Genomic DNA, 8,551 nt, shown 5'->3' with positions numbered 1-8,551 from the left:
TTAAACCCTGAAATTAGGCTTAAAGGAATTATGAGCTATTACAAAAGTTTTAATCAAAGTAACGTCAAATATTCTTTTGAAATACCTTTTACGAGACAGGAGTTAGCTTCATTTACAGGTTTACGTGTCGAAACAGTCATTAGGGCTTTTAAAAAAATGGAGCTGGAGGAAGTTGTTAAAATTGTGAATAGAAAAATTTACTATTAGATACATAGTTAATAGATTTTCGGAAATAATTCAAACACATTCCAATAAATATCTCGTCATTTTGCCATTTTTTTGCCCCTGAAATTTAGAAGTAAAATTTAAGGTCCAGTTGAGAAAGTGAATTATTTACAATTCTGCTATAATTGGTTTGTTTTCAAAATATTTGTAACTTTGTTATAGTTATTAATAGTTGGAAAAAATTAAAACCCTATTTACCCCTCGTGGTGAATTAAACTACTAACAATCAAGATAATTCACTTTTTGCATTGGGAAATAATCTACATAAAACACTGAAAATCAGCAACTTACACTAAAAGAATGAAATTTAGAAAATGTCCCATAAAGCGCTATTTTACAGCGCTTTACGTCTTTTAAATAAAGAATCAACGTTAAAAATCACTTGAATTTGTCCCCAGTTTTGTCCCTCAATTTAAAAGTAAAAGCTTCAAGATTTTATAGGTTAATTCACTGCACTTAACAGATACTATCACACTATAAATAAAATAATTGCTATTTATTCAAAGGTAATTCTTTAGGACTTTTATCAACTTTTTTAAATACCTCATTAGGAGCATATCATTAGTTTAATTTTGGCTATCTAGCTATTCTTTACTTTGAACAATTTATTACGCTCATCTAAAGGTTAATTCACTGCACTTAACCAGTCTAATTAATATACAAACTGATTAACAATGATTTAAAGGCAAATCTTTAAGATTTCTTCAATTATTTTTTTTAATAAATTGAGAGACTTTGGACAAATTATTGCATTCACTTACAATAAGTTACTTAAATATATTGATCATTAAAACTTGACTATATCTTCAATAAGCTAGAACTAATTAGAATTAAGGCAATGAGTACCAATATCCATATATTAAAAACATGCGAATATTGCGGATTAGAATTTGAAGCTAAAACTACTGTAACAAGATTTTGCTGCCAAAGGTGTAGAACAAAAATGTATAAGAAATATAATAAGAACTTATTTCCAACAAAAGAAAATAAGACATTATGTTATTATACACCAACCTATTCTCCTTTTGAACACCTTACAATAAAAGAAGCCTCCAACCTTATAGGCTGTGCTCCTGGTACGATCTATGACATGATAAAAAAAGGAAGACTAGCTTACATTAATTTCAGTCAAAGGAAAACTAGAGTTTTTAGAGAAGAAATTGAACAGATATTATATGGAAGCAAAACAGGGCTACAACCTTTTATATTTAGAGATGAAAATACAAAGGTAAAAAACTGTTGGACAATCAATGAGATTATTAACCTTTATAAGATCTCTGCCAGTGCTCTGTATAATAAGTTGAAAGCATATAATATAATTAAAATAAGGAAGGGAAAATCTGTATATGTATCTAAAGAAATAATACGAAGGTTATTTAACGGTTATCTAAAATAATAATTAAAATAGTTGATTTCATTTATTAAAAGGTCAGCAAAAGACAAATTAGGCCTTTCAAAGACATAATTTACAACTAGAGAGAGTTCATAATATTTTTGAAGACAATATTAAAATATAACATTATGACTCTTATTAAATTACGTAAAAAACCAGCTGCTAAAAATACTGTTAGACTTTATTTAGATGCTTATCCTCCTATATATGATCCAATAACTGGAAAATCACAGCGAAAGTTTTATCTAAAACTTTTTCTGTATAGCATTCCTCAATCACAACTTGAAAAAAAACACAATGACCAAACATTGTTTATGGCAGAGAACTTAAGAGTCAAAATGATGCTTGAAGTATATAATAATAGGATCAGTAATAAACTACGAATGAGTATATTATCAGGAAATCACTAATCATCTTGGGTTTTAGAGAACAAGTATCTTACTATTATGGATACACATTGCAAAATATTATGGATTAATCCCATATTCTATTATTTGGTTACCAGTCTTTCACTTTAAAAACAATGATATGAGTTCTAACATTGAGACCATAAGAATGTGCCAATATTGTGGCAAAGAATTCATCGCAAAGACAACTGTCACAAGATACTGCAGCCATACCTGCAATAAGAAGGCATATAAAGCACAGCTAAAAACAAAAAAGATAGAAAAGAGTAATATCAACACCCGTCTTTTTAAAGAATCTTCTATAGATATTATAAATAATTCTGCTTTTCTAACTGTTAAAGAATCAGCCTGCTTATTGAAATGCAGTAAGCAAATGATTTATAATCTAGTTAATTCGGGTCGTTTAAAATCAATAAATCTATCAGTAAGAAACACCAGAATTAGTAGAATAGAAATTGACAATCTTTTTAAGATTAGTATTCTAAAAGTCAAAGAGAATTAGCAGTCGAAATAAGCTGTAATTGTAAAATAGCTTTTGACTGTTTCAACTATTTATTAATGAGAAAAATAAACGGCGATGACAAGGGTAACACTAAGACAAAAGCCCATAAGTAATGGACAAGAATCTCATTATTTGGATATAAATCCTCCCATACCACATCCAATAACAGGAGACCTTAAGAGAAAGTATTTTCTACATTTACATACCTATTTGAATCCTAAAAATAATGTAGAAAAACAACATAATATTGAAACTTTGAAATTGGTGGAATATAGAAAAGCCGAACGTTTAATAGATATTCAAAATAAAAATTATGATTTTTTAATCAAAAAAAGGATACCTGATTTTACAGAATTTTTTCAAGCTGAAGCAAACAAACGACCAGATTCATACAATTGGCAAATGGCTGTAAAGTATTTTCAGAAATTTTGTGGAAAAAATTTACCTTTTAAAGAGCTTGACTGTTCAATATGTGAGCAGTTTAAAAATTTTATGATGTCTAATCCATCAGTTGGTAGAGATGAAAGAAAAATCAGTCTTAATACTGCGTCATCTTATTTTGATAAATTTAGAAACACCCTTAAGAACGCTTTTATTAATAAATATATTTTCACAGATTTCAGTACTGGAGTAAAAGGAATAAAATTGGAAGAAACCCATAGATGTTTCCTTTTCTTAAATGAGCTACAAAGTATGGCCAACGCAAAATGCGAATCACAATTAGTTAAGAAAGCTGGCTTATTTTCTGCATTAACCGGTTTTCGTTTTTCCGATATAAAAAAACTTGTATGGGGTGAAATACAAGGCTTTAAGGGTAGTTATTATATTTTATACAAACAAAGTAAAACCGGAAACGCAGAATACTACCCTATATCAGATAAAACATTAGAAATATTGGGACCTCCGAAAGAGAATAATGAAAACGTTTTTGAAGGAATTAAATATGATGATGTCATTAAGTTTCTTAAACCATGGCTAAAGAATGCCGGCATCAACAAATACTTTACGTTTCATGGTTTTCGACATACGTTTGCTACATTACAACTCGCATCAGGCACATCCATTTATACAATTTCTAAACTTTTGGGTCATAGAAACCTTAAGACAACAGAAATTTATACTAAAATAATAGATTCCGTTGCCAGAGAAGCGTCATTAAAAATTAAGTTAGATTTTGATTAAAATCTGAATAATTGTTCTACTGCTTATTATAGTTTGGTATATTAAAGCATATTATATATTATTATCCATTGTTGTCCCCATAAAACAATGTTAAAAAATATTGATGAAACTGTAAATTGAGATGTTGTAGTAGGGTTGACTTGGAAAAATTATCAGAAAAATGGGATACTTACATACTCATCGAAAATTAGAGATTTATACTCCATCAACTCTACTGTTATTAAGCAATACTGGCTTTAAATATGGTTGCTAATAGAGATTTATGCAACCACTTCATGATTCGATACTATTCCTCAAACATCTATCTACATACACCTGCGGAATTTTCTCCTGTTCCAGCCTGTTTTTTTCCAAAGCCTTTAAATACTGGAAAAGGTCGTTTTCCTCTTTGCTCAAGAGGTTTAGATTTTGGGATTTATTTCTTGCGCCACTTACTGCATAGTTTTGAAAAGTTTCAAAAGTCGTCCGGTCCATCATGACGCTTTGGGCATGCGGATGGTATGACCGTAGCTGATGCAGAATCTGAAAGCCATGTTCATCGATATCGCCCCAATACCGAATCTTTTTGTCTGACAGCCAGGCCGCATTTTTGAGAAAAGAAATATTAAAGCCCCCTCCGCTCCAGATGGCGACAGTAGATCCTAACAGCGGTAAAGTTAAAAAATTCATTTTATTCTCCGTAATCAGGATATTTTCCACCAGAAGTTCAAGGGTTTCAAAATCGGAGAGCGGGATGCTAATGTCCCTAAATTTAAAATCTGGATTCGGGTTTTCATCCAGAAAGCGGAGCCTGATCAAAGGCTCATCGTACCGTAAAAAGAAACGCTCGGCGAAACGCTTTTGTTGAGCCGAACGCACATGATCCGGAATCAGGAAATCGAGTAAGGATTGAATTAGCGTATTGTTTTCTTCAATGAATTTGGTGTGGATCTCGATGGGCAGCTGTCGCAGGTATAGATTAGGCCGTGGCGTTTCCATAAAATATTGGCAAACCTTCAGCACATCATCCCAGTTAATATGATGATCCGTTAACCATAAACAATGGTGCAACGTCCAGTTCTTTAACACAGGAATGGTGCTAATTATCGTGTCATAATACTTCAAAAAAACTTTCCAATCTTTTTGATAGCCTGTAAAATAGAGGTAATCTTCAAGACTTTCAAAAATAACGGTATCCGGCAAATCATGGCTGCCTGTCCGTCTGAAATTCCGACCGGCAGTCTGTACTAGGTAGCCTTTACCTGTCTGGTTTTTGGAATAGCGGTATAGCTCTTCTATCTCCTTTTTCAGGATTTCAAAGCGTTCCGTAATGTGACCTGATTTCACTTTTCCGATACGGTCTATTATTTTCGGGAAAAACGGTTCTTCCTGGATATGGCTTTGCAGCAAGGGCTTCCACCATTTCAACGTCTGTTTTTTTATTTCTGCCGGGCTAATCATTTTTCAGGGGTATTAGGAAAGATTCCGTTGTGTTTGTCGCGTTCGATTTCATATTCTTCTTTGGTAAAATTACTGACCTGCGAATTGTTGCCTTCCCGATTGCTCACAAAATGAAAGGAGCTGACATGACCTTCTATGACATGGATTTTTTGCAATGGCGTCACAATCAACAGTTGAAGATTCAGTTTTTTAAACAATTCCAGTCCGTAACGGGTACTTTCGTCACTGCCTCTGCCGAAGGCTTCATCAATCACCACGAAACGGAAACTTTTACTTTTGCGCTCTCCGAATTGCAGCCCAAACTGATAGGCCAAAGCACTGGCCAGAATGGTGTAGGCCAGTTTCTCCTTTTGTCCACCGCTTTTTCCGCCAGAACCTTCATAAAACTCTTTTTCTGTTTCATCGGAGCGGTAACGTTCACTGGCGTTGAACTCAAACCACTGGCGCACATCGGTAACAGTTGAAGTCCAGTCGCGGTCTGCATTTTCCATACTGGCAAAACGGTCTAAGATCCTTTTTACCTGTTCGTATTTCTCTTCCGTATACAGATCATTATGGCTGCTAAAGGAATGGATATAGCATTTTTTTAATTCTTCCCTGAATAGCCGTACTTCTTTATTAGGGGTGGTATCCATCAGAATGGTGATATAGGTATCCTGCACCGCATTGTAAACAATTTCTGAAAGATGTTCGTTAATCGTCCGGATTTTCAGTTTGATATCTTTTTCGTGTTTCTGTAGCTGGCTGTCGAAGACAGCGATGCTGTTGATCACGTTTTTATTTAGTTCTTCCTTGAAGCGCTCTTCGTGCCGTTTTAAATCTTCGGATTCCAGTTGTCTGAATTTTTTAATGTATTCGGTACGGGCATCGATGTTGTCGGTAACTTCACTATATTCGGCCCGGGAATGTTCCTTGATTTCCCGCATTTTTTTCTCAATGTGGGTTCGATGACCAGCCTGACGTCCACGAAGCCTTTTCAATTCGCCGTTTTCACCCTGAAATTGTTTGCGGAATTCTTCCTGCCTGTTTTCTATGCCTCTGAGGTTGATTTTTACTCCACTGAGTTTTTCGTTGATCAGTGGATACCATTTTTCTTTCAGGTGAGGGGCTAATTGTTCCTTTTGCTGTATGGCCTGGTGTTGTTGATCCTTGTAGCCTTCAATCTTTGCGTCTAATCCGCCAATGTCCTGAGATAGTTGTTTTTCTTTAGCTTTTCCATTTTTAATCTGTTGGTCTACTTCACCTTTATTGCACTCCAACTGCGCAAGCTTATCATTGTTATTCAGTAATTGATCGCGTTCCCGTTCCAATTCATACATTTTAGTGACATGATATTGCCAGTTGATGCGGGAAAAGTCTTTTACGTAAAGTAAAAGTCCCAGCAGTTGCTTCTGTTCGCTATTCTTTTTCTCCTTTTCTTCAATCTCCTTTAGTGTGGATTTTAGCTCATAAATGTTTCGCTCCAGCTTATCTACTGAATTTTCCAGTGCTTTAATCTTTTCGGCATTGCTCCAGCCCAATACATAATTACGCCGGTCGTCAATCCGTTTGCGGTCGTCTTTAGTATGCCGGATGCGCCCGCTCTTGATCAGCCCTTGCCGGGTGATGCCAAAAGGAACATGTGGCAAACCGTCAACATCAGTACAGATATAATCGCCAAAGCTGCGTTGCAGGTAATTTTCCAGCCAATCGTAAAAAGGCGTTTCAGGTTTAATATTTATTTTATAAGCGATGCTGTCTTCATCCAATTCTTTTAGAAGTCGAGTGTTACCATTCAGATCTGCTTCCAAATAAGTAAGCTTGATACCTCTTCCATCAGCACCTTTTAACGGATTGCTATTGACGTAATGGCTGACACTCCGGTAATGCTTTCCGGGAATGAGTAAGCTGATTCCTGCATCACGGAGCAGTTTTTCGATTGCGCCTTCCCATTCGGTTTCCTGTTCATGCACTTTCAGTAATTCCCCAGCGAAAGGCAAATCTTCCTCGTCAATCCGCAAATCGGCACAAAGTTGTGACCGAAAGGCAATCAGCCATGCCGGGATCTGGGTTTTTCGTTCTTTGAGTGATTGCAGTTCTTTTCGCTCTGCCTGATATTCCGCTTCCTGTTTACGCAGTTCACTGACCTCGTTATCGCGCTGTTCCCGAAGTTTTTCTTCTATCTGATCACATTTCTCCATTGATTCGTTAGCCCGCTTGATGTTGTTCTGAAAATCACTTTCCTGCTTTATACTTGCTAACCCGGTCTGCAAGGCAAGACGCTCATAATCATCGAATTCCTTTTGCTTGACTTCTTTGTCTTGCTCATGCCGTTTTATCTCTCCGGCAATTTGTTCGATCCGTGTTCCTCCGTTGCTCGCAATGTCCTGTACAATAGTTTGCCGCCGCTCCTCCCAAGCTTCAATTTCCTGGGTGATGGCGTGTAGCTGCTGTTCTGCTGTTGAGAGTTCCTGACCGGCATCTGCAATGGCCTGTTCCAGCAATTCCCATTTCCTTTCGGCAAACCAGACCGGCATCACTTCCAGCATGGCTTCTATATCTTCAATTTCGCGGGTAACCGTTTCGTAGGTTTCACTGGCCTCTGCCAAAGGCTTTAGTATCTGGTATTGTTCCCTGGTATGCACTACGGCGGCATGGGCCTTATTAAGGTCATCAAAACGTTTGAGCAAGGCATCAATCTGTTCTTTGACATCGGTTTTTTCCAGCATCTGCTCGCGGACAAAATCGGTCAGGCTGCTGACGGACTTCATGGAAACAGTCTGATAAAACAGGTCGATCGCTTTGTCGCTGTTCATGCCGAAAAGCCTGCGGAAATGTTCGCTATATTGCAAGAAATTATCATTGAATAATTGTATGCCCGGCGTATTACGCAGGTTCTTTCGCAACTCAGTGATATCGCCGAAATGCTGAAAATGATCTTTAATAGTTAAAGGAATCGTGCCGATGATCAGCAACTTTTCTACTTTTCTCTCTTTGCCGATCCAGAAAAATTGGGCCAGGCAAATGTGTTCATTATAGCCCTTGTTATAAAAATTCCCGATAATAACGGTATAGGTATGATCATCCGGACGGAGGTAAACCTTCTTTGCGGTTTTAGTGATTTCTTCCTTTTCTTTTTTAAATTCTCCTCTAACGTAACTCAGCAGGTTGCGCTCTTTTCCTTCGGCACCGGCGGCTTTATTAAAGATAATCTTATGGTGTGGCACAAGCAGGCAGGTCAGGGCATCCACCAGCGTAGATTTTCCTGAACCGATATCGCCTGTCAAAAGGGCATTTTGTCCATTGGGCTGGATCTGCCAGCGCACCTGGTTAAAGGTCCCCCAGTTGAGTACTTCCAGGTATTGAAGCCGGTAACCGGCCAGATTGAGTTCTTCAGGATGGGTATCAAATAGTTCTTCCATA

General features: G+C 36.6%; 7 protein-coding genes. 5 read left to right on the top strand and 2 right to left on the bottom strand.

All coding sequences use genetic code 11. From position 1 onward, the window contains the following. The 5 genes from ACMGDK_RS19550 to ACMGDK_RS19530 all read left to right on the top strand — a co-directional run. A partial coding sequence (locus ACMGDK_RS19550) for a helix-turn-helix domain-containing protein (protein WP_436809485.1) occupies positions 1-207 on the top strand: 207 nt, incomplete at its 5' end. A gap of 856 nt (positions 208-1,063) precedes the next feature. Then, on the top strand, positions 1,064-1,621 hold the full coding sequence (locus ACMGDK_RS19545; protein WP_436809484.1) for a helix-turn-helix transcriptional regulator: 558 nt from the start codon (positions 1,064-1,066) through the stop codon (positions 1,619-1,621). A gap of 125 nt (positions 1,622-1,746) precedes the next feature. Further along, positions 1,747-2,028, top strand: coding sequence for a hypothetical protein (locus ACMGDK_RS19540; RefSeq protein ID WP_436809483.1), 282 nt, complete (start codon positions 1,747-1,749; stop codon positions 2,026-2,028). A 118-nt stretch (positions 2,029-2,146) separates the two neighbouring features. Then, a complete protein-coding gene (locus tag ACMGDK_RS19535) occupies positions 2,147-2,527 on the top strand; it encodes a helix-turn-helix transcriptional regulator (RefSeq protein ID WP_436809482.1) in 381 nt (126 codons plus the stop codon). A gap of 75 nt (positions 2,528-2,602) precedes the next feature. Further along, on the top strand, positions 2,603-3,709 hold the full coding sequence (locus tag ACMGDK_RS19530; protein ID WP_436809481.1) for a site-specific integrase: 1,107 nt from the start codon (positions 2,603-2,605) through the stop codon (positions 3,707-3,709). Positions 3,710-3,982: 273 nt separating this feature from the next. On the opposite strand, the gene ACMGDK_RS19525 is transcribed toward ACMGDK_RS19530, so the two are convergent. Continuing rightward, positions 3,983-5,149: a Wadjet anti-phage system protein JetD domain-containing protein gene (locus ACMGDK_RS19525; RefSeq protein ID WP_436809480.1), complete on the bottom strand. Its 1,167-nt coding sequence runs from the start codon at positions 5,147-5,149 to the stop codon at positions 3,983-3,985. Continuing rightward, positions 5,146-8,550 carry an ATP-binding protein gene (locus ACMGDK_RS19520; protein WP_436809479.1) on the bottom strand — a complete coding sequence of 1,135 codons (3,405 nt, stop codon included), beginning with the start codon at positions 8,548-8,550 and terminating at the stop codon, positions 5,146-5,148. The genes ACMGDK_RS19525 and ACMGDK_RS19520 overlap by 4 nt, the downstream gene beginning before the upstream one ends. Position 8,551: the final 1 nt, after the last annotated feature.

The organism is Chryseobacterium hilariae (genome assembly GCF_051400735.1).
Taxonomy (GTDB): Bacteria; Bacteroidota; Bacteroidia; order Flavobacteriales; family Weeksellaceae; genus Chryseobacterium.
The sequence above is the reverse complement of the archived record's forward strand: the minus strand, read 5'-3'. Positions and strand labels throughout refer to the sequence as shown.

Coding starts and splice junctions, on each gene's coding strand:
- ACMGDK_RS19545 (WP_436809484.1), top strand. CDS start 1,064: ATGAGTACCAATATCCATATATTAAAAACATGCGAATATTGCGGATTA.
- ACMGDK_RS19540 (WP_436809483.1), top strand. CDS start 1,747: ATGACTCTTATTAAATTACGTAAAAAACCAGCTGCTAAAAATACTGTT.
- ACMGDK_RS19535 (WP_436809482.1), top strand. CDS start 2,147: ATGAGTTCTAACATTGAGACCATAAGAATGTGCCAATATTGTGGCAAA.
- ACMGDK_RS19530 (WP_436809481.1), top strand. CDS start 2,603: ATGACAAGGGTAACACTAAGACAAAAGCCCATAAGTAATGGACAAGAA.
- ACMGDK_RS19525 (WP_436809480.1), bottom strand. CDS start 5,149: ATGATTAGCCCGGCAGAAATAAAAAAACAGACGTTGAAATGGTGGAAG.
- ACMGDK_RS19520 (WP_436809479.1), bottom strand. CDS start 8,550: ATGGAAGAACTATTTGATACCCATCCTGAAGAACTCAATCTGGCCGGT.